Below are 21,522 nucleotides of genomic sequence, written 5' to 3'. Positions count from 1 at the left end.
TATGGAACTTCTGAATACTATTGCACTCGTCATGCTGATCGTTTCGGCATTGACCATTATCGTTCTTGTTCTGATGCAGCATGGCAAGGGCGCAGACATGGGGGCCGCTTTCGGTAGTGGTGCTTCCGGCAGTCTGTTTGGTGCAACTGGTTCCGCAAATTTCCTGAGTAGGGCTACCGCATTGTCGGCAGTCGTATTCTTTTCGATGTTGATGCTGATCAGTTATTTGCATGTTGCTTCTACCAGCAAGCTTGGCGTGATGGGTTCGGCAGTCGAAAAAGTTGCTCCGCAAATCCCGGGCGGTGCAGCTAAGGACAAAAACTCTGGCAAAGTAATTCCAGAGTAACAATCTAAAGTATTGCCGACATGGTGAAATTGGTAGACACGCTATCTTGAGGGGGTAGTGGCCGTAGGCTGTGTGAGTTCGAGTCTCACTGTCGGCACCACATTCAAAAGACAGGCCACCGGGATTCCGGTGGCCTGTTTTGTTTGGAGTCTAAGGAGGTCTGTGGCCTCCTTTCTTTTAGGGGTGTGCGGGAAATGCTGCAAAATTACTTTCCCATTCTGTTGTTTGTCGTCGTCGGCCTGCTGGTCGGGGTAGGTCCGCTGGTACTGGGCTGGCTTGTAGCGCCCAATCGGCCTGATCCCGAAAAGCTGTCTCCCTACGAATGCGGCTTCGAAGCATTCGAAGACGCGCGGATGAAGTTTGACGTTCGTTACTACCTGATCGCCATTCTGTTCATCCTGTTCGATCTGGAGATCGCCTTTCTGTTCCCATGGGCAGTAGTGTTCAAGGAACTGGGGGTTTACGGCTTTGGCGTGATGCTGGAGTTCCTCATCGTCCTGACGCTCGGCTTCGTATACATGTGGAAAAAAGGAGCTCTGGAATGGGAGTAGAGGGCGTTCTCGAAAAGGGTTTTGTCACCACTACGGCTGACAAACTCATCAACTGGACCCGTACCGGTTCCCTGTGGCCGATGACTTTCGGCCTGGCCTGCTGTGCCGTCGAAATGATGCACGCAGGCGCTGCACGTTATGACCTGGACCGTTTCGGCATCGTGTTCCGTCCGAGTCCGCGTCAGTCCGACCTGATGATCGTGGCTGGTACCCTGTGCAACAAGATGGCTCCGGCCTTGCGCAAGGTATACGACCAGATGGCTGAGCCCCGCTGGGTAATTTCCATGGGTTCCTGTGCCAACGGCGGCGGCTACTATCACTATTCCTATTCCGTCGTGCGCGGCTGCGACCGCATCGTGCCGGTGGATGTCTATGTTCCGGGCTGTCCTCCGACTGCCGAGGCGCTGCTGTACGGCATCATCCAGCTGCAGAACAAGATCAAGCGAACCAATACCATCGCCCGTTGAGGTAAAACCATGTCCGTGAAAATGGAAAAGCTCAAGACGGCGGTTGAAGAGGTGCTGGGCGACAAGCTCGTCAGCGCCAAGATCGCACTGGATGAGCTGACCGTGGTGTGCAAGGCTGCCGACACTCTGGCAGTGATGACCGCCCTGCGCGACCACGACACCCTGTCGTTCGAACAATGCATCGACGTCTGTGGCATGGACTACAGCGCATACAAGGACCAACCCTGGGATGGTCTGCGTTTCGCCGTGGTCTACCACCTGCTGTCGCTCAAGCACAATTTCCGCATCCGCGTACGCATCTTCGCCGAGGATGACAGCTTCCCGGTCGTGCCGTCGGTTTCGGACATCTGGTCTGCGGCCAACTGGTTCGAGCGCGAAGCCTTCGACCTGTACGGCATCGTGTTCGACGGCCACCCCGACCTGCGTCGCCTGCTGACCGATTACGGTTTCGTCGGTCACCCGTTCCGCAAGGACTTCCCGCTGTCCGGCCACGTGGAAATGCGTTACGACGCTGCCCAGCAGCGCGTCATCTACCAGCCGGTAACCATCGAGCCGCGCGAAATCACGCCGCGCATCATCCGCGAGGAGAACTACGGTGGCTGAAATCCGTAACTACACGCTGAACTTCGGTCCGCAACACCCGGCCGCGCACGGTGTGCTGCGTCTGGTGCTGGAACTGGACGGTGAAGTGGTACAGCGTGCCGACCCGCACATCGGTCTGCTGCATCGCGGCACCGAGAAGCTGGCCGAAAGCAAGACCTTCATCCAGTCGCTGCCGTACATGGATCGTCTGGACTACGTGTCCATGATGTGTAACGAGCACGCCTACTGTCTGGCCATCGAAAAGCTGGCCGGCATCGACGTGCCGCTGCGTGCGCAGTACATCCGCGTGATGTTCTCCGAGATCACCCGTGTCCTGAACCACCTGCTGTGGATCGGTGCGCACGCGCTGGATATCGGTGCGATGACCATGTTCCTGTACGCCTTCCGCGAACGCGAAGACCTGATGGACTGCTACGAGGCCGTTTCCGGCGCCCGTATGCATGCTGCCTACTTCCGTCCGGGCGGTGTGTACCGTGATCTGCCGGACTCCATGCCGCAGTACACCGTATCCAAGATCAAGAACGCACGTGAACTGGCCAAGCTGAACGAAGGCCGTCAGGGCACCATGCTGGACTTCATCGAAGACTTCACCAACCGCTTCCCGGAAAAGATCGACGAGTATGAAACCCTGCTCACCGACAACCGTATCTGGAAGCAGCGTACCGTGGGCATCGGCGTGGTATCGCCGGAGCGCGCCAAGAACCTGGGTCTGACCGGCGCCATGCTGCGCGGTTCGGGTATTGCCTGGGATCTGCGCAAGACCCAGCCGTACGACGTTTACGACCGCGTCGATTTCGACGTGCCGGTAGGCGTGACCGGTGACTGCTACGACCGCTACCTGGTTCGCATGGAAGAAATGCGCCAGTCCAACCGCATCATCAAGCAATGCGTGGCCTGGCTGAAAGCCAACCCGGGTCCGGTGATCACCGACAACCACAAGTTTGCTCCGCCGAGCCGTGAAGACATGAAGTCGAACATGGAGGAGCTGATCCACCACTTCAAACTGTTTACCGAAGGCATGCACGTGCCGGAAGGCGAAGCTTACGCCGCGGTGGAACATCCGAAGGGTGAGTTCGGCATCTACCTCGTGTCCGATGGCGCCAACAAGCCGTACCGCCTGAAGATCCGCGCACCTGGCTATGCCCACCTGGCAGCCCTGGATGAAATGTCGCGCGGCCACATGATTGCCGACGTGGTGGCAATCATCGGTACCCAGGATATCGTATTTGGGGAGATCGACCGCTGATGCTATCCGCTGAATCCCTGGCAAAAATTGATCGCGAACTGGCGAAATACCCGGCCGATCAAGCTCGTTCTGCCGTGATGGGTGCCCTGCGCATCGCACTGACCGAGCGCCGTGAAAAAGCTGCAACGCCGGAAGAGCGTTGCCTGAATTCGGAAGTGATCGAATTCGTGGCCAACTATATCGGCATTGCGCCGGTGGCCGCGTACGAAGTCGCCACTTTCTACAACATGTACGACATGAAGCCGGTGGGCAAGTACAAGATCACCGTCTGCACCAACCTGCCCTGTGCACTGCGTGGCGGCGTGAACGCTGCCCAGTACATCGGCCAGAAACTCGGCATCCACCTGGGAGAAACCACTGCCGACGGCAAGTTCACCCTGCTGGAAGGCGAGTGCATGGGTGCTTGCGGCGATGCGCCGGTACTGCTGGTGAACAACCACTCGATGTGCAGCTTCATGACTGCAGAAGCCATCGATAAGAAACTGGCGGAGTTGGAATAATGGCTATCTTCGTCAAAGGCGTGATTTTCGAAGGTGTGGACATGTCCGCACCGGATTGCTGGCACATCGATGCCTACATGGCGCGCGGCGGCTACCAGGCTCTGAAGAAGATCCTGGAGGGCAAGATTCCGCAGGAAGACGTGATCGCGGAAGTGAAGAACTCCGGCCTGCGTGGTCGTGGCGGTGCGGGCTTCCCCACCGGCCTGAAGTGGAGCTTCATGCCGCGTTCCTTCCCGGGCGACAAGTACGTGGTGTGCAACACCGACGAGGGCGAACCGGGTACCTTCAAGGACCGCGACATCCTGGTCTACAACCCGCATGCGCTGATCGAAGGCATGATCATCGCTGGCTACGCCATGGGCTGTAAGGCTGGCTACAACTACATCCACGGCGAAATCTTCGAAGCCTACGAGCTGTTCGAAGCCGCACTGGAAGAGGCACGCAAGGCCGGTTTCCTGGGGCAGAACATCCTGGGCACCGACTTCAGCTTCGAGCTGTACGCCCACCATGGTTACGGCGCCTACATCTGTGGCGAGGAAACCGCGCTGCTGGAATCGCTGGAAGGCAAAAAAGGCCAGCCGCGCTTCAAGCCGCCGTTCCCGGCCAGCTTCGGCCTGTATGGCAAGCCGACCACCATCAACAACACCGAATCGTTTGCCTCGGTACCGTTCATCATCCGTGATGGCGGCCAGAAATTCCTGGAAGCCGGCAAGCCGAACAACGGTGGCACCAAGCTGTTCTCTGTTTCCGGCCACGTCAACCGTCCAGGCAACTACGAGATTCCGCTGGGCACCCCGTTCAAGGACCTGCTGGAAATGGCCGGCGGCATGAAGGACGGCAAGAAGCTCAAGGCCGTGATTCCTGGTGGTTCCTCCGCCCCGGTACTGCCGGGCGACGTGATGATGGAACTGACCATGGATTACGACAGCATCGCCAAGGCCGGCTCCATGCTGGGTTCCGGCGCGGTGATCGTGATGAACGAAGACGTGTGCATGGTGACCGCTCTGGAGCGCCTGGCCTACTTCTATCACGAGGAATCCTGCGGTCAGTGCACCCCGTGCCGTGAAGGCACCGGCTGGCTGTATCGCGTGATTCACCGCATTGCCAACGGCGAAGGCCGTCAGGGCGATCTGGAATTGCTGGAGTCCGTCGGCAACAACATGGCTGGCCGCACCATCTGTGCGCTGGCCGATGCTGCCGTGTTCCCGGTTCGAAGCTTTACCAAACACTTCCGTCACGAGTTCGAGCATCTGATCGAGCACAAGAAGTCTTTGGTAGATCACAAATGGTGTTGAGCGATGCTTGAAATCGAAATCGACGGTAAAAAACTGACAGTAAACCAGGGCAGCACCGTAATGGATGCCGCCCATGCTGCCGGTACTTACATCCCGCACTTCTGCTACCACAAGAAACTGTCGATTGCGGCCAACTGCCGCATGTGTCTGGTAGAAGTCGAGAAGGCGCCGAAGCCGCTGCCGGCCTGCGCCACCCCGGTTACCGACGGCATGAAAGTGCATACCGCCTCGCCGATGGCCAAGAAGGCCCAGGCTGGCGTGATGGAATTCCTGCTGATCAACCACCCGCTGGACTGCCCGATCTGCGATCAGGGCGGAGAATGCCAGCTGCAGGATCTGGCAGTGGGCTACGGCAACTCCGCTTCCCGCTACCAGGAAGAAAAGCGCGTCGTGGTGGGCAAGGATATGGGTCCGCTGGTTTCCGCCGAGGAAATGAGCCGCTGCATCCATTGCACCCGCTGCGTACGCTTCACCGAGGAAATCGGTGGCTTCCAGGAAATCGGCATGGCGAACCGCAGCGAGTTCTCCGAGATCATGCCGTTCCTCGGCAAGACCATCGACTCGGAAATCTCCGGCAACGTGATCGACCTGTGCCCGGTAGGCGCGCTGACTTCCAAGCCGTTCCGCTACAGCACCCGTGCCTGGGAACTGTCGCGCCGCAAGTCGGTAAGCCCGCACGACGGCCTGGGTGCCAACCTGGTCGTACAGGTGAAGCAGAACGAAGTAATGCGCGTGCTGCCGCTGGAAAACGAAGCCATCAACGAATGCTGGCTGTCCGACCGTGATCGTTTCTCCTACGAAGGCCTGAACAGCGCCGAACGTCTGCAGAAGCCGATGATCAAGTTCGACGGCAAGTGGCACGAGACCGACTGGCAGACCGCGCTGGAATACGTGGTGAAAGGCCTGAACGGCGTATCCGCCGATCACGGCAAGGATGCCATCGGCTTCCTGCTGTCGCCGCACAGCAGCACCGAAGAACTGTACCTGGCGCAGAAACTGGCCCGTGCCTTCGGCGTGAACAACATCGACGCCGGCCTGCGCCGCAGCGACGCCCGCGTGGCCAAGCAGCAGCAGGGTGCACTGTGGCTGGGTTCCTCCATCGTGGAACTGGCTGCCAGCAAGTCCATCCTGGTCGTGGGCGCCACCCAGCGTAGCGAACAGCCGCTGCTGGCTTCCCGCCTGCGTCAGGCGGTGAAGAAGGGTAGCCAGCTGAACGTGCTGCACGTGGCTGACGACCAGCTGTTCACCAGCCTGAACGCCAAGCTGATCGTGGCACCGCAACAGCTGGTAAACGGTCTGGCTCAAGTGCTGAAGGCCGTGGTAGCTGCCAAAGGTGGCGAAACCGCCATCGATCTGGCTGCGGCCAACGTTTCCGCCGAGGCCCAGGCGATTGCCGACAGCCTGTGCGGTGCGGAAAGCGCATCCATCGTGCTGGGTAACGTAGCCCAGTACCACCCGGCGTTCTCCGAACTGCTGGCACTGGCGCAGGAAATCGCCCGTCTGACCGGTGCGCGCTTCGGCATCACCGCCGCTGCCGCCAACACCGTGGGTGCCGATGTAGCGGGTGCCAACCCGGCTCGCGGCGCCTTCGGCCAGAGCGTAACCGCCGGCCTGTCGGCCCGCGAGATGCTGGCTGCACCGCGCAAGGCCTACGTGCTGCTGAACAACGAAGTGGAAGCCGACAGCTACGACGGCCAGCAAGCCGTTGCCGCCATGAAGCAGGCTGCCACCGTGATCGCGCTGAGCTCGTACAAGGGCGCCGGTCTGCTGGACTACGCCGACGTGCTGCTGCCGATCGCGCCGTTCTCCGAGACCGCCGGCTCCTTCATCAACATGGAAGGCAAGCTGCAGTCCTTCAACGGCGTGGTACGTCCGCTGGGCGAAACCCGTCCGGGCTGGAAGGTGCTGCGCGTGCTGGGCAACATGCTGAACCTGAACGGCTTCGAGCAGAACTCCTGCGAAGAAGTGCGCAGCGAGCTGCTGGCGCTGGGCGATCTGGCCGCACAGCTGAACAATGGCCAGAGCGTGCTTGCGGCCAACGTTGCAGCTGCCAACGGCGAGCTGGTACGTGTTGGCGATGTGCCGCTGTACCATGCCGACCCGATCTGCCGTCGTGCCGATTCGCTGCAACAGACCGCCGCCGCTGCCGTACCGCAGCTGCAGCTGAACCCGGCTGATGCCGAGCGTCTGGGTCTGCAGGATGGCCAGGCCGTGATCGTGGCGCAGGGCGCTGCCGAAGTCAGCCTGACGCTGAGCACCGACAAGGCGCTGGCGCAGGGTGCGGCTCGCGTGGCAGGCGCTCATCCGGCGACCCAGGTTCTGGGCGGCCTGTTCGAACCGATTCAGATCAAGCGAGGTTAATCCATGGAACTGCTGCAAAGCTTGTTGGGTGCCGATGCCGGTCTCGCAGTGTGGACACTGCTGAAGATCCTGGTCATCGTTGCCCCGATGATGGGTGCGGTGGCCTACCTGACGCTCGCCGAGCGCAAGGTGATCGGCTACATGCAGATTCGTATCGGTCCGAACCGCGTGGGCCCGAAAGGTCTGCTGCAGCCGCTGGCTGACGGTATCAAGCTGCTGCTGAAGGAAATCATCCTGCCGACCAAGTCGAGCAAGGGTCTTTTCCTGCTGGCGCCGGTGCTGGCGATCATGCCGGCGCTGGCCGCCTGGGCGGTGATTCCGTTCGGTGAAAACCTGTACGTGACCAACATCGACGCCTCGCTGCTGTACATCATGGCCATCACCTCGATGGGCGTGTACGGCGTGATCGTGGCCGGTTGGGCCGGTAACTCCAAGTACTCCTTCCTGGGCGCGCTGCGTTCCTCGGCACAGATCGTGTCCTACGAACTGGCCATGGGCTTCGCACTGGTAGGTGTACTGATGGTATCCAGCAGCCTGAACCTGGTCGACATCGTGAAACAGCAGGGCCACGGCATTGCCGGCGGTTCCATTTTCTCCTGGAACTGGCTGCCGCTGTTCCCGCTGTTCATCGTGTACCTGATCTCCGGCGTGGCCGAAACCAACCGTGCACCGTTTGACGTGGCGGAAGGCGAATCCGAAATCGTGGCCGGTTTCCACGTGGAATACTCCGGCATGGCGTTCGCGATCTTCTTCCTGGCCGAATACGCCAACATGATCCTGATCGCGGCACTGACCTCCATCATGTTCCTGGGTGGCTGGCTGTCGCCGTTCCCGGCATCGTGGGGCGCGCTCGGCGCGGGCAGCATCCTGTGGCTGTTCGCCAAGATGTCGTTCGTGCTGTTCCTGTTCCTGTGGTTCCGCGCCACCTTCCCGCGTTACCGCTACGACCAGATCATGCGTCTGGGCTGGAAAGTGTTCATTCCGGTGACGCTGGTTTCGGTGTTGGTACTCGGCGTGTGGATGTTGTCTCCGCTGTCGCTGTGGAAGTGATGGAGCTTGGGTGAATTAGCATGGAAATGATCCGCAACTTTTTCAAAACCTTCCTGCTGGTAGAACTGGTGCAGGGCCTGATGGTGACTGGTCGTCACTTCTTCGCCCGCAAGATCACCGTACAGTTCCCGGAAGAGAAGACCCCGATCTCGCCGCGCTTCCGTGGCCTGCACGCCCAACGCCGTTATGCCAACGGTGAAGAGCGCTGCATCGCCTGTAAGCTGTGCGAGGCCGTGTGCCCGGCAATGGCCATCACCATCGAGTCGGAGCAGCGTGATGACGGCACCCGCCGCACCTCGCGCTACGACATCGATCTGACCAAGTGCATCTTCTGCGGTTTCTGCGAAGAAGCCTGTCCGGTGGATGCCATTGTCGAGACCCACATTTTTGAATACCACGGCGAAAAACGTGGCGACCTCTACTACACCAAGCCGATGCTGCTGGCGGTGGGTGACAAGTACGAGGCTGAAATCGCGGCCAACAAGGCTGCGGACGCCAAGTACCGCTAAGGGGGACCCATGAGCTTTCAGGCTGTCGTTTTCTATATTCTGTCGGCGATCCTGATTTTCGCGGGTCTCCGCGTGGTCACGGCGAAAAACCCGGTACACGCTGCGCTGTACCTGGTGCTGGCTTTCTTTACCGCTTCCGGCCACTGGCTGCTGCTGCAGGCCGAGTTCCTGGCCATTGCACTGGTACTGGTGTACGTGGGGGCGGTAACCGTGCTGTTCCTGTTCGTGGTGATGATGCTCGACATCAACGTGGAGAAGTTGCGCGCCGGTTTCTGGTCCAACTTCCCGCAGGCTGCCACTGTGGCGCTGATCATGCTGGCCGAGATCATCCTGGTGCTGTCCAGCCCGGAAGCAGGCCTGTCCAAGGTACAGCCGGCGGTTGATGCCATGGCCAAGATCAGCAACGTCCGCCTGCTGGGCGGCCAGCTGTACACCACCTACCTGCTGCCGTTCGAAGCGGCTGCCGTGATCCTGCTGGTTGCCATGGTGGCTGCCATCGGTATCACCCAGCGTCAGCGCAAGGACAGCAAGGCGATTGATCCGGGGGTGCAGGTGCGTGTCCGTCGTGACGATCGCGTTCGCATCGTCAAGATGGATGCCGTGAAGCCGGAAGTGGCTACCGCATCCGAGTCCAATAACGAGCAACAGGCCTGACGGCCGTAACGGGAGTAAATGTGCTTACACTGACTCACTTCCTGGTGCTGGCCGGCATCCTGTTCGCCATCAGCGTGCTGGGTATTTTCCTGAACCGGAAAAACCTCATCGTGCTGTTGATGGCGCTCGAATTGATGCTGCTCGCGGTGAACTACAACTTCATCGCCTTCTCGCACTACCTGTCCGATTCGGCAGGGCAGATTTTCGTCTTCTTCATCCTCACCGTGGCGGCCGCCGAATCGGCGATCGGCCTGGCGATCCTGGTGGTTCTGTTCCGTAACCTGAACAGCATCAACGTGGAAGACTTGGGCAGCCTCAAAGGCTAACAAAACCGGATTTCAATTCTAAAAAGCACGACAAACATGGATATGAAGAGCTTATACCTGCTGATCGCGCTCTCACCGCTGGTGGGGTCGCTTATTGCAGGCCTGTTTGGCTGGGCGATTGGTCGCCGTGCTGCCCACGTTGTGACGATTCTCGGCGTGGCGGTATCGGCGGTACTGTCGATCGGAGTACTGAAGGGCTTCCTTGATGGCAGCGCTCATGTATTCAACGGCCCTGTGTACACCTGGCTGACGGTAGGGGGGTATGAATTCTCCGTCGGCTTCCTGGTGGATTCGCTGACCGCGATGATGCTGGTCGTGGTGACCTTCGTGTCGCTGATGGTGCATATCTACACCATCGGCTACATGCAGGAAGATCCGGGCTACCAGCGCTTCTTCAGCTACATCTCGCTGTTCACCTTCTCCATGCTGATGCTGGTGATGTCCAACAACTTCATCCAGCTGTTCTTCGGCTGGGAAGCGGTTGGTCTGGTGTCCTACCTGCTGATCGGCTTCTGGTTCAAGCGTCCGACCGCGATCTTCGCCAACCTGAAGGCGTTCCTGGTGAACCGCGTGGGTGACTTCGGTTTCCTGCTGGGTATCGGCCTGGTGCTGGCCTACTTCGGCGGTTCGCTGAACTACGCCGACGTGTTCGCTGCGGCTCCGGCCCTGGCAAACAAGACCATCAGCCTGATCCCGGGCACCCAGTGGTCGCTGCTGTCGGTAACCTGCATCCTGCTGTTCATCGGCGCGATGGGTAAATCGGCACAGTTCCCGCTGCACGTGTGGCTGCCGGACTCCATGGAAGGCCCGACCCCGATCTCGGCACTGATTCACGCCGCGACCATGGTGACCGCCGGTATCTTCATGGTGTCGCGCATGAGCCCGCTGTTCGAGATGTCCGATACTGCGCTGAACGTGGTCATGACTGCCGGTGCCATCACCGCGCTGTTCATGGGCTTCCTCGGTGTGGTGCAGAACGACATCAAGCGCGTGGTGGCTTACTCCACCCTGTCGCAGCTGGGTTACATGACCGTGGCGCTGGGCGCTTCCGCCTACTCGGTGGCCATGTTCCACGTGATGACCCACGCTTTCTTCAAGGCCCTGCTGTTCCTCGGCGCCGGTTCCGTGATCATGGGCATGCACCATGATCAGGACATGCGCAATATGGGCGGCTTGCGCAAGTACATGCCGATTACCTGGATCACTTCGCTGCTGGGTTCGCTGGCGCTGATCGGTACCCCGTTCTTCTCCGGCTTCTACTCGAAGGACTCCATCATCGAGGCGGTGCATGCTTCGCACCTGTCGGCTGCCGGTTTTGCCTACTTCGCCGTTATCGCCGGCGTGTTCGTGACCGCGTTCTACTCCTTCCGCATGTACTTCCTGGTTTTCCATGGCAAGGAACGCTGGATGCAGAACCATGGCGAGCATGCTCACCACGGTGACCACGACGATGAAGAGCCGTCCGATGACCATCATCACGGTCTGGGCCCGAACGACAAACCGCACGAAAGCCCGTGGGTGGTAACCCTGCCGCTGGTGCTGCTGGCGATTCCGTCGGTACTGATCGGCTTCTTCGCCATCGATCCGCTGCTGTACGGTGACTTCTTCAAGGGTGTGATTCACATCAATCACGAACTGCACCCGGCACTGGAAGAAATGGGTCACGAGTTCCACGGCCCGGTGGCCATGGCCATGCACGCGCTGTCCAGCCTGCCGTTCTGGTTGGCCGCAGCCGGCGTTGCCGTTGCCTGGTTCTTCTACATGAAGGCGCCGCAGATTCCGGCCGCCATCAAGCAGAAGTTCGCCCCGGTGCACACCCTGCTGGAAAACAAGTACTACCTGGACGAGATCTACTTCGCCGTATTCGCCAAGGGTTCGCGCCTGTTGGGTACCTTCTTCTGGAAGGTGGGCGACATGCTGCTGATCGACGGCCTGCTGGTTAACGGCAGCGCCCGCCTGGTGGCTTTCTTCTCCAGCGTGGTTCGCAAGCTGCAGACCGGTTTCATCTACAGCTACGCCGCCATCATGATCGTTGGCGTGCTGGTGCTGATGACCTACTGGTTGAAGCCGCTGATCCTGCGCTAAGGGTCGGTTACCGGAATCGTAAAAAGAATAGGTTATCGATATGTTTGCTAATACCTTGAGTCTGGTGATCTGGACTCCTATCGTGGCCGGCCTGCTGGTGCTGGCCACCGGGGGGGACCAGCGGGCGTCCATCGCGCGCTGGCTGGCCCTGGCTGGCGCACTGGCCGGCTTCCTGGTATCGCTGCCCTTGTTCACCGACTTCAACACGCTGCATGGCGGCATGCAGTATGTCGAGAACAAGCCGTGGATCGAATCGCTGGGTATCAACTACCACCTGGGCGTGGACGGCATCTCGATGCTGTTCATCGTGCTCAACAGTTTCACCACCCTGATGGTGGTGCTGGCTGGCTGGGAAGTGATCCAGAAACGCACTGCGCAGTACATGGCGGCGTTCCTGATCATGTCCGGCCTGATCAACGGTGCGTTCGCCGCGCTGGATGCCATCCTGTTCTACGTGTTCTTCGAGGGCATGCTGATCCCGATGTACCTGATCATCGGTGTCTGGGGTGGCCCGCGCCGCGTGTACGCGTCGGTGAAGTTCTTCCTGTACACCCTGCTGGGTTCCCTGCTGATGCTGGTAGCGTTCATCTACCTGTATTTCCAGGCTGGCAAGACCTTCGAGATCGCTGCCTTCCAGGCGCTGGCGAAGATCCCGCGTGACGTGCAGATCCTGCTGTTCGTGGCCTTCTTCCTGTCGTTCGCGGTGAAGGTGCCGATGTGGCCGGTGCACACCTGGTTGCCGGATGCCCACGTGGAAGCGCCGACCGGCGGTTCCATGGTACTGGCTGCCATCACCCTGAAGATCGGTGCCTACGGCTTCCTGCGGTTCGCGCTGCCCATCGTGCCGGATGCCGCGCTGCAGCTGTCCCCGGTGATTATTACCCTGTCGCTGATCGCGGTGGTGTACATCGGCCTGGTGGCTCTGGTGCAGAGCGACATGAAGAAACTGGTGGCTTACTCCTCCATTTCGCACATGGGCTTCGTGACCCTGGGCATGTTCCTGTTCTCCGGCAGCCAGCTCAACAACTGGGCGGTTGAAGGTGCACTGGTACAGATGGTGTCGCACGGTTTCGTTTCCGCCGCCATGTTCTTCTGTATCGGCGTGATGTATGACCGCGTGCACAGCCGCAACATCGCCGACTACGGTGGTGTGGCCAACAAGATGCCGATCTTCGCTGCTTTCATGATGCTGTTCGCCATGGCCAACTCCGGTCTGCCGGCTACCTCCGGCTTCGTGGGTGAATTCATGGTGATCATGGGTGCGGTGCAGGTGAACTTCTGGGTTGCCGGCCTGGCTGCCACCACCCTGATCTTCGGCGCCGCCTACACCCTGTGGATGTACAAGCGCGTGATCTTCGGTGATGTCGGCAACGCCCACGTGGCCGAGCTGTCCGACGTCAACAAGCGCGAATTCCTGGTACTGGCCATCCTGGCGCTTGCCGTACTGGGCATGGGTCTGTACCCGCAGGCTTTTGTCGAGAAGATGCACCTCTCCGTCAACGACCTGATCGCGCACGTTGCGATCAGCAAGCTCTAAGCCAACAAGGACAACGCAATGAATTGGGCTGATCTCAACCTGATGCCGGCATTGCCCGAGATGTTTCTGCTCGGAGCATTGCTGGTCATCCTGATGCTGGATCTGTTTGTAACGGACGAGAAGCGCGCCATCACCTACGGCCTGTCCCTGGTGACCCTGGCGGTGACTGCCTTCCTGCAGATCAAGATTTTCGAACCGACAGTTGTCTACACCTTCAGCGGCATGTTCGTTGAAGACCCGCTGGCAGGCATCGTCAAGATCGCCATGTACGGCGTCACCGCTTCGGTACTGGTGTATACCCGCCAGTACGTGGCCGACCGCGGCATGTTCAAGGGCGAATACTTCACCCTGAGCCTGTTTGCACTGCTGGGCATGAACTTCATGGTGTCCGCCAGCAACTTCGTCAGCCTGTACCTGGGCCTGGAGCTGCTGTCGCTGTCGCTGTACTCGCTGATCGCGCTGCAGCGTGACTCCGCGCGTGCCACCGAATCGGCGATGAAGTACTTCGTGCTGGGCGCGCTGGCTTCCGGCCTGCTGCTGTATGGCATGTCCATGCTGTACGGTGCTACCGGTACCCTGGATCTGGCGCAGATTGCCAAGGTGATTGCCAGCGGCAAGGCCAACGAGACACTGCTGGTATTCGGCCTGGTGTTCGTGGTGGCGGGTCTGGCGTTCAAACTGGGTGCCGTTCCGTTCCACATGTGGATTCCGGACGTGTACCACGGTGCACCGACCGCGCTGACACTGATGATCGGTGCCGCGCCGAAGCTGGCCGCTTTCGTGTTCGTGCTGCGCATCCTGGTGCAGGGCCTGGGCGCGATGGTTGCCGACTGGCAGAGCATGCTGATCATCCTGTCGGTACTGTCGATGGCTATCGGTAACATCACCGCCATTGCCCAGACCAACCTCAAGCGCATGCTGGCGTACTCCACCATCTCGCACATGGGCTTCCTGCTGCTGGGCCTGATCGCCGGCAACCCGGAAGGCTATTCCGCGTCGATGTTCTACGCCATCGTGTACGTGCTGACCTCCATGGTGGGCTTCGGCATCCTGCTGGGCCTGTCCCGTGCCGGCTTCGAGTGCGAAACCCTGGACGATCTGAAGGGCCTGAACAGCCGCAACAGCTGGTACGCGCTGCTGATGCTGCTGGCACTGTTCTCCATGGCCGGTATTCCGCCGCTGGCTGGCTTCTACGCCAAGTTCGCGGTGATCCAGGCTATCGTCGACGTGAAGCTGGTATGGCTGGCCGTGGTTGCGGTGATGATGTCGCTGATCGGTGCCTTCTACTATCTGCGTGCGGTTAAGGTGATGTACTTCGACGAAGTGCAGGACAACAGCCCGATCGGCATGGCAGGCGACATGAAACTGGTGCTGTCCGTCAACGCCGTGGCACTGCTGGTGCTGGGCGTGATGCCGGAACGCCTGGTGGCCATGTGCATCGAAGCGATGAAGCAGTCGCTCACCAGCCTGTAAGGATAGAAGTGTGGAAACCAGCGTTACCGTTCTGCTGATCGTGGCCTTTGTTGCGGCCAACCTGCCTTTCGTCAGCAACCGCGTTGCCGGCATCAAGCAGGTAGCCCACAAGCACTTTGGCTGGCATCTGCTGGAACTGGTGGCGCTGTTCCTGCTGCTGGGCGGCCTGGCCCGCCTGCTGGAAGGGCGCCTGGCACCGGTGCACGAGCAACACTGGCAGTTTTACGTGACTGCCGTTGCCCTGTTCCTGGTGTTTGCCTTCCCCGGCTTCGTGGCACGCTACTTCTGGCGCAAGCGCGGCAGCTGAGGTTTTCCGCCGCACACAAAACAGCCCGCACATGCGGGCTGTTTTGCTTTGTGGCTAGCCGGGATGCTGGTCAAGCCGCGGCCGGGTAGTGTGAGCGGCCTGGCGGGTTGGTCGCCAGCCGCCATACTGCTTCCTGGCGCTGCTGTGTGTCTGGCTTGGGGAGCAAGCTGAGCAGCCGCAGGGGGCTAGCGATAACCCGCAACGGCGTGGCCTGCCGTGGTCTGCTGCAGGCAATAAAAAAGGCCAACCCGTTGAGGGTTGGCCGCATGCATTTGTTGCCGGCTCAGTACAGCTTGGGCTGGCCGGGCGGGCGGGTCTTGAAGCGCTTGTGCAGCCAGAAATACTGCTCCGGTGCTTCCAGGATGCGCTGCTCCAGGAAAGCGTTCATGGCGCGGGTGTCGGCGGTCAGGTCGTCGCTGGGAAAGTTTTCCAGCGGCGGGTGGATGTCCAGCACGAATTTGCTGCCTTCGCGGCGGGCAATGGCCGGTACCACTTTGGCGCGGGCCAGCGAAGCAATGCGCGACAGGCCGGTAATGGTGGCGGCGTCGGTGGCGAAGAACTTCACGAATACCGAATCACGCGGGCCGAAGTCCTGGTCCGGCAGGTACAGGAAGGGCGTGTGCTCCTTGCGCATCGCCTTGATGATGCTGCGCAGGCTTTCCTGGCGCGACACGATGTAGGCGTTGTCGAAGCGGTTGCGGCCCTGGTAGAACTGTGCGTCCAGCGTCTTGTTCTTCTGATGCGAGTAGACGCTGACCAGCGGCACCTCCAGGTTCAGGCGCAGTGCGCAGATTTCGAAGGAGACGAAGTGCGGGTAGAACAGGATCACATCCTCGCCGGCTTCGCGCAGGCGGGTCAGGTTGTCCAGGCCGCGAATCTCCACCAGCCGGCGCAGGCGCTCTGGCGACGACCACCACACCACGCCGTACTCCAGCATCAACTTCATCATTTCCACGCAGTGGCGGCGGATCAGCTGGCGGTGTGCCTGCGGGCTCATATCCGGAAAGCACAGCCGCAGGTTGATCAGGCCGACGCGGCGGCGCTCCTTGGCCAACAGGTAGACCAGCTGGCCAAGCAGCCAGGCCAGGGCGTGGATGATGGGCAGGGGCAACAGGCGCAGCAGCCACAAAAAGGCCAGTGCTAGTTTCATGCAGGGTTCTTTCAGACGGATTCGGGAGCGGGCGGGGCGCCGGCGGGGCGCTTGTAGCGGTTGTAGCTCCACAGATATTGGGACGGGAAGCGGGCGATCAGGTGCTGCACTTCGGCGTTGAGAATGGCGGCGTCCTGCTCACGTTGGCCGCAGAACGGCTGGCTTTGCGGCGTGATGTGCACCACGAAGCCCTGGCCGCGCGGCAGGCGCTCACCGGTAAACCACAGCACGGCGATGTTGTCCATCTGCGCCAGGCGCGGCAGCAGGCTCATGGTGAAGGCCGGCTTGCCGAAGAACGGTGCCCACACGCCTTCACCGCTGCCCGGCACCTGGTCGGGCAGGATGATGGTGGCTTCGCCGGATTTCAGTGCCTTCATCAGCAGCCGTACCCCGGCTGGGGTGGCCGGCGCAGTGCGGGTGCCGCCTTGCTGGCGGCCGTCGTTCATGATCGGCTCCAGCCAGGCCTGCTTGGGCGGACGGTACATGGCGGTAAGCGGGAACGGCAGCCGCGAACAGATGTAGCGGCCGGCAATATCGTAGCTGCCCAGGTGCGGGGTGACGAAGATCAGGCCCTGGCCAGCGGCCAGCGCGGCTTCCACGTGTTCCCAGCCCCGGCAGTCCTTGATCAGGCTGTCGATGTAGGCGGGTGGACGGCACCAGGCAATGGCCAACTCCAGCGCGCCCTTGCCGGTCTCGGCGGCGCTCTGTTTGACGAGGCGTTCCGAAACCTGATAACTTCCAGCGATTTTACTGTTCGCAATGTTTGCGCGCATGAGTGCGCGAAACTTGGGCGACAACCAGTACATGGTGCCCCCCATCAGGCTGCCGAGCCAGTGTAGCAACGGCAGCGGCAAGGCGGCGAGCGCCTGCAGAACAACACGTGCGAGTCGAGTCATGGACTTGGACGGACAAAAAAACGCGCTATTTTATCACCAACTTACTGGCCATTTTCTGGAACCTAGACAATGAGCGAATATCTTTTTACCTCGGAATCGGTATCGGAAGGACATCCGGACAAAGTCGCCGACCAGATTTCGGACGCCATCCTGGATGCCATCCTGCGCGAGGACAAATACGCCCGCGTCGCTGCCGAGACACTGGTGAATACCGGTCTGGCCGTTCTGGCCGGCGAAATCACCACCACCGCCAATGTCGATTACATCAAGGTGGCACGTGACACCATCAAGCGCATCGGCTACGACAGCTCCGAGCTGGGCTTCGATTACCACGGCTGCGCCGTGCTGGTGGGCTACGACAAGCAGTCGCCGGACATCGCCCAGGGCGTGAACGAAGGCCAGGGCCTGGACCTGGAGCAGGGCGCCGGTGACCAGGGCCTGATGTTCGGCTACGCCTGCGACGAAACCCCGACGCTGATGCCGTTCCCGATCTACTACGCGCACCGCCTGGTGCAGCGTCAGGCCGAACTGCGCAAGGACGGCCGCCTGCCGTGGCTACGCCCGGATGCCAAGAGCCAGATCACCTGCGTGTACGATAGCGCCACCGGCCTGCCCAAGCGCATCGACACCGTGGTGCTGTCCACCCAGCACAGCCCGGACATCGATCACAAGATCTTGACCGAAGCCGTGATCGAGGACATCGTGAAGCCGGTGCTGCCGCCGGAAATGCTGACTGCCGAAACCAAGTTCCTGATCAACCCGACCGGCCGTTTCGTGATTGGCGGCCCGATGGGCGATTGCGGTCTGACCGGCCGCAAGATCATCGTGGATACCTACGGTGGTGCCGCACCGCACGGCGGTGGCGCCTTCTCCGGCAAGGACCCGTCCAAGGTTGACCGCTCCGCTGCCTACGCTGGCCGCTACGTGGCCAAGAACATCGTGGCCGCCGGCCTGGCGCGTCAGTGCCAGATCCAGGTTTCCTACGCCATCGGCGTGGCCCAGCCGACCTCGATTTCGGTGGATACCTTCGGCACCAACGTGGTGCCGAACGAGCTGATCGTGGAACTGGTGAAGCGTCACTTCGACCTGCGCCCGAAAGGCATCGTGCAGATGCTGGACCTGCTGCGTCCGATCTACGCCAAGACTGCCGCCTACGGCCACTTCGGCCGCGAAGAGCCGGAATTCACCTGGGAGCGTACCGACAAGGTAGAAGCGCTGCGCGCCGACGCCGGTCTGTAAGAACCGGCTACGATCTGCTGCGCGTCGGCGCTACTGCGTTGAAAACGGCTTCGGAATGCTCATTGGCTCCATGTCAATTCCGCTTCCTCAGCCGTTTTCGCCTTGTCTCGCCTTAGCTCGCAAGATCGTAAACAGGTTCTCCGCTGCAAACCAAACCGCCAGCCCGTGCTGGCGGTTTTTGTTTTTCCGGCGGCAAAAGGTTGGCCGCAAGCTGCGGTAAAGCCCGGAAAAAACACGTATAATCGCCGGCTTCCGGGGAGCGCTGCGAGGCTAGTCCCCAGGCCCGGAACCTTCAAAACGGCGCTCACCTGCTGATACGCTTGCCACCTTCCGACCGGAGGTGGCCAGAAACCCCGTGCCGGGCACGGGATGCGCGGGTGAGCCATCCCTCCCGGCCTTCGTGAAAAGGATTGCACGATGGCTGACTTCAACGACTACGTTGTTGCCGATATCAACCTGGCCGACTGGGGCCGCAAAGAACTCAATATCGCCGAAACCGAAATGCCGGGCCTGATGGCGACCCGCAAGGAATACCAGCACGCACAGCCGCTGCGTGGCGCCCGCATCGCCGGCTCGCTGCACATGACCGTGCAGACCGCCGTGCTGATCGAGACTCTGACCGCGCTGGGCGCCGAAGTGCGCTGGGCGTCGTGCAACATCTTCTCCACCCAGGACCACGCTGCCGCTGCCATCGCTGCGGCCAACATCCCGGTATTCGCCTTCAAGGGCGAGAGCCTGGACGAGTACTGGGAATTCAGCCACAAGATCTTCGAATGGCCGGAAGGTCAGCCGGCGAACATGATCCTGGACGACGGCGGCGACGCCACCCTGCTGCTGATGCTGGGCAGCAAGGCCGAAAAGGATCTGGGCGTGATCAGCCACCCGAGCAACGAGGAAGAAACCGCGCTGTTCGCCGCCATCAAGCGCTACCTCGCCATCGATCCGCAGTGGTACTCCAAGCGCCTGCAGCACATCCGCGGTGTTACCGAGGAAACCACCACCGGCGTACACCGCCTGTACCAGCTGGAAAAGGACGGCGCGCTGCCGTTCCCGGCATTCAACGTCAACGACTCGGTAACCAAGTCCAAGTTCGACAACCTGTACGGCTGCCGCGAATCGCTGGTGGACGGCATCAAGCGCGCCACTGACGTGATGATCGCCGGCAAGGTGGCAGTAGTGCTGGGCTACGGCGATGTGGGCAAGGGTTGTGCACAGAGCCTGCGCGGCCTGGGTGCCACCGTGTGGGTAACCGAAATCGACCCGATCTGCGCACTGCAGGCGGCGATGGAAGGCTACCGCGTGGTACGCATGGATGAAATCTGCGACCAGGCCGACATCTTCGTGACCACCACCGGCAACGTCGGCGTGATCACCCACGAGCACATGAAGCGCATGCGCAACAACGCCATCGTGTGCAATATCGGCCACTTCGACAGCGAAATCGAAGTTGCCTCGCTGCGCCAGTACCAGTGGGAAAACATCAAGCCGCAGGTGGATCACATCATCTTCCCGGACGGCAAGCGCATCATCCTGCTGGCTGAAGGCCGCCTGGTGAACCTGGGCTGCGCCACCGGCCACCCGAGCTTCGTGATGTCCAACTCCTTCACCAACCAGGTGTTGGCGCAGATCGAAATCTTCGCCAACGGCAGCCAGTACGAGAAGAAAGTCTACGTACTGCCCAAGCACCTGGACGAGAAGGTGGCCCGCCTGCACCTGGAGCGCATCGGCGCCCGCCTGACCGAGCTGTCCGACCAGCAGGCCGCCTACATCAGCGTGCCGAAGGACGGCCCATATAAGCCGGCACACTATCGTTATTGATATCTGATGTCGGTAAAAAGCGGGCAGGCAGCTAGAATTTCCTGCCCGCTTTTTTGCGGCCAAGGTTGGCTGCAAGGCGACAATCGGCGTAGACCGGTGCGCCCCAGGGAATCCAGAACTCAGCGAGCAGAACTGCCATGACAGAACGCAAACAGACATTCAGCTTCGAATTCTTCCCGCCGCGCTCGGCGGAGGGGATGAGCAAACTGCGCACCACCCGCCAGCAACTGGCGCAATTCAAACCGGAATTCTTCTCCGTCACCTTCGGTGCCGGCGGTACCACCCGCGAAGGTACGCTGGCTACGGTGCTGGAGATCCGCAACGAGGGCCATGCCGCGGCGCCGCACCTGTCCTGCATCGGCTCCACCCGTGACAACATCCGCGCCATTCTTAACGAATACCGCAACCACGGCATCCGCCACATCGTGGCGCTGCGTGGCGACATGCCGTCCGGTATGGTGGAGGCGGGCGAATTCCGCTACGCCAACGAACTGGTGTCCTTCATCCGCGAGGAACACGGCGACCATTTCCACATCGAGGTGGCGGCCTACCCGGAATTCCACCCGCAGGCACGCTCGGCCGAAGACGACATGAACAACTTCGTGCGCAAGGTGCAGGCCGGCGCCAACTCGGCGATGACGCAGTATTTCTTCAACGCCGATTCCTACTTCCGCTTCGTGGACGAAGTGCAGGCGCGCGGCGTGGATGTGCCCATCGTGCCGGGCATCATGCCGATCGCCAACTTCGGCCAGCTGTGCCGCTTCTCCGACATGTGCGGTGCGGAAGTGCCGCGCTGGCTGCGTCTGCGCATGCAGGCCTATATGGACGACACCGCGTCGATCCGCGCGCTGGGCCTGGATGTGGTGACCGAGCTGTGTGACCGCCTGCTGGCAGGCGGCGCACCGGGCCTGCATTTCTACACGCTGAACCAGGCCGGCATCGTGTCCACGGTGTGGCAGCGCCTGGGGCTGTAAGCGGGTAGGGCGAGCCGCGCGACAGGTTTGTCCTTCGCGCTGCATACAAGTAAAAACCGCCGTTTCCCGGCGGTTTCTGGCTGCAACGCAAGTCGTCTGCTACCTGGCTGCCGGACCCGGCAAAGCCGGGCCGCT

General features: G+C 60.8%; 21 protein-coding genes, 1 tRNA gene and 1 riboswitch. Of the genes, 20 read left to right on the top strand and 2 right to left on the bottom strand.

The annotated features are described in order from the left end of the window. Position 1 precedes the first annotated feature (1 nt). The 17 genes from secG (at position 2) to PSELUDRAFT_RS02305 (ending at position 15,310) form a co-directional block, all read left to right on the top strand. Complete coding sequence (gene secG / locus PSELUDRAFT_RS02385; RefSeq protein WP_088965334.1) at positions 2-346, top strand: preprotein translocase subunit SecG; 345 nt, start codon at positions 2-4, stop codon at positions 344-346. 14 nt (positions 347-360) lie between these two features. Beyond that, a tRNA-Leu gene (locus PSELUDRAFT_RS02380) sits at positions 361-446 on the top strand. Between the two features lie 94 nt (positions 447-540). Further along, positions 541-897 (top strand): NADH-quinone oxidoreductase subunit A, encoded by a 357-nt coding sequence (gene ndhC / locus PSELUDRAFT_RS02375; RefSeq protein WP_088968356.1) that lies wholly within the window; start codon positions 541-543, stop codon positions 895-897. Continuing rightward, on the top strand, positions 888-1,364 hold the full coding sequence (locus PSELUDRAFT_RS02370) for an NADH-quinone oxidoreductase subunit B family protein (RefSeq protein ID WP_047966924.1): 477 nt from the start codon (positions 888-890) through the stop codon (positions 1,362-1,364). The genes ndhC and PSELUDRAFT_RS02370 overlap by 10 nt, the downstream gene beginning before the upstream one ends. A 21-nt stretch (positions 1,365-1,385) precedes the next feature. Next, the gene (locus PSELUDRAFT_RS02365; RefSeq protein ID WP_197693964.1) at positions 1,386-1,967 is read left to right on the top strand and encodes an NADH-quinone oxidoreductase subunit C; all 582 of its coding nucleotides are present in this window, start codon (positions 1,386-1,388) and stop codon (positions 1,965-1,967) included. After that, entirely contained in the window at positions 1,960-3,213 is a 1,254-nt protein-coding gene (locus tag PSELUDRAFT_RS02360; RefSeq protein WP_088965332.1) for an NADH-quinone oxidoreductase subunit D, read from the top strand. The genes PSELUDRAFT_RS02365 and PSELUDRAFT_RS02360 overlap by 8 nt, the downstream gene beginning before the upstream one ends. Then, the gene (gene nuoE, locus PSELUDRAFT_RS02355) at positions 3,213-3,713 is read left to right on the top strand and encodes an NADH-quinone oxidoreductase subunit NuoE (RefSeq protein WP_088965331.1); all 501 of its coding nucleotides are present in this window, start codon (positions 3,213-3,215) and stop codon (positions 3,711-3,713) included. The genes PSELUDRAFT_RS02360 and nuoE overlap by 1 nt, the downstream gene beginning before the upstream one ends. Next, positions 3,713-5,008: an NADH-quinone oxidoreductase subunit NuoF gene (gene nuoF / locus PSELUDRAFT_RS02350; RefSeq protein ID WP_088965330.1), complete on the top strand. Its 1,296-nt coding sequence runs from the start codon at positions 3,713-3,715 to the stop codon at positions 5,006-5,008. Before nuoE ends, nuoF begins: the two co-directional genes overlap by 1 nt. A 3-nt stretch (positions 5,009-5,011) precedes the next feature. Next, entirely contained in the window at positions 5,012-7,369 is a 2,358-nt protein-coding gene (nuoG, locus tag PSELUDRAFT_RS02345) for an NADH-quinone oxidoreductase subunit NuoG (RefSeq protein WP_088965329.1), read from the top strand. Between the two features lie 3 nt (positions 7,370-7,372). Further along, a complete protein-coding gene (gene nuoH, locus PSELUDRAFT_RS02340; RefSeq protein ID WP_088965328.1) occupies positions 7,373-8,419 on the top strand; it encodes an NADH-quinone oxidoreductase subunit NuoH in 1,047 nt (348 codons plus the stop codon). 29 nt (positions 8,420-8,448) lie between these two features. Continuing rightward, positions 8,449-8,928, top strand: coding sequence for an NADH-quinone oxidoreductase subunit NuoI (nuoI, locus tag PSELUDRAFT_RS02335; RefSeq protein ID WP_197693963.1), 480 nt, complete (start codon positions 8,449-8,451; stop codon positions 8,926-8,928). A 9-nt stretch (positions 8,929-8,937) separates the two neighbouring features. Next, positions 8,938-9,582, top strand: coding sequence for an NADH-quinone oxidoreductase subunit J (locus tag PSELUDRAFT_RS02330; protein ID WP_088965326.1), 645 nt, complete (start codon positions 8,938-8,940; stop codon positions 9,580-9,582). A gap of 20 nt (positions 9,583-9,602) precedes the next feature. After that, complete coding sequence (nuoK, locus tag PSELUDRAFT_RS02325) at positions 9,603-9,908, top strand: NADH-quinone oxidoreductase subunit NuoK (RefSeq protein ID WP_088965325.1); 306 nt, start codon at positions 9,603-9,605, stop codon at positions 9,906-9,908. Between the two features lie 36 nt (positions 9,909-9,944). Next, complete coding sequence (gene nuoL, locus PSELUDRAFT_RS02320) at positions 9,945-11,993, top strand: NADH-quinone oxidoreductase subunit L (RefSeq protein ID WP_088965324.1); 2,049 nt, start codon at positions 9,945-9,947, stop codon at positions 11,991-11,993. 40 nt (positions 11,994-12,033) lie between these two features. Further along, entirely contained in the window at positions 12,034-13,530 is a 1,497-nt protein-coding gene (locus tag PSELUDRAFT_RS02315) for an NADH-quinone oxidoreductase subunit M (RefSeq protein WP_088965323.1), read from the top strand. Positions 13,531-13,548: 18 nt separating this feature from the next. Next, on the top strand, positions 13,549-15,003 hold the full coding sequence (nuoN, locus tag PSELUDRAFT_RS02310) for an NADH-quinone oxidoreductase subunit NuoN (RefSeq protein WP_088965322.1): 1,455 nt from the start codon (positions 13,549-13,551) through the stop codon (positions 15,001-15,003). 10 nt (positions 15,004-15,013) lie between these two features. Further along, positions 15,014-15,310 carry a DUF2818 family protein gene (locus PSELUDRAFT_RS02305; RefSeq protein WP_088965321.1) on the top strand — a complete coding sequence of 99 codons (297 nt, stop codon included), beginning with the start codon at positions 15,014-15,016 and terminating at the stop codon, positions 15,308-15,310. 283 nt (positions 15,311-15,593) lie between these two features. Here PSELUDRAFT_RS02305 and PSELUDRAFT_RS02300 read toward each other — a convergent pair whose 3' ends face one another. Next, entirely contained in the window at positions 15,594-16,460 is an 867-nt protein-coding gene (locus PSELUDRAFT_RS02300) for a lipid A biosynthesis lauroyl acyltransferase (RefSeq protein ID WP_088965320.1), read from the bottom strand. Positions 16,461-16,471: 11 nt separating this feature from the next. Then, entirely contained in the window at positions 16,472-17,356 is an 885-nt protein-coding gene (locus tag PSELUDRAFT_RS02295; protein WP_088965319.1) for a lysophospholipid acyltransferase family protein, read from the bottom strand. A gap of 69 nt (positions 17,357-17,425) precedes the next feature. Between PSELUDRAFT_RS02295 and metK the strand changes: the two genes are divergently transcribed. The 3 genes from metK to metF all read left to right on the top strand — a co-directional run bounded on the left by metK (position 17,426) and on the right by metF (position 21,387). After that, on the top strand, positions 17,426-18,595 hold the full coding sequence (gene metK / locus PSELUDRAFT_RS02290; RefSeq protein WP_088965318.1) for a methionine adenosyltransferase: 1,170 nt from the start codon (positions 17,426-17,428) through the stop codon (positions 18,593-18,595). A gap of 248 nt (positions 18,596-18,843) precedes the next feature. Continuing rightward, positions 18,844-18,908: riboswitch (S-adenosyl-L-homocysteine riboswitch) on the top strand. A 104-nt stretch (positions 18,909-19,012) separates the two neighbouring features. Then, positions 19,013-20,413, top strand: coding sequence for an adenosylhomocysteinase (gene ahcY / locus PSELUDRAFT_RS02285; protein ID WP_088965317.1), 1,401 nt, complete (start codon positions 19,013-19,015; stop codon positions 20,411-20,413). A 137-nt stretch (positions 20,414-20,550) separates the two neighbouring features. Then, positions 20,551-21,387: a methylenetetrahydrofolate reductase [NAD(P)H] gene (gene metF, locus PSELUDRAFT_RS02280; protein ID WP_088965316.1), complete on the top strand. Its 837-nt coding sequence runs from the start codon at positions 20,551-20,553 to the stop codon at positions 21,385-21,387. The last annotated feature ends 135 nt before the right edge of the window (positions 21,388-21,522 follow it).

This window comes from Vogesella sp. LIG4 (assembly GCF_900090205.1).
Taxonomy (GTDB): Bacteria; Pseudomonadota; Gammaproteobacteria; order Burkholderiales; family Chromobacteriaceae; genus Vogesella.
Note: the sequence above shows the minus strand (reverse complement) of the source record. Positions and strands in the feature narration are given on the sequence as shown.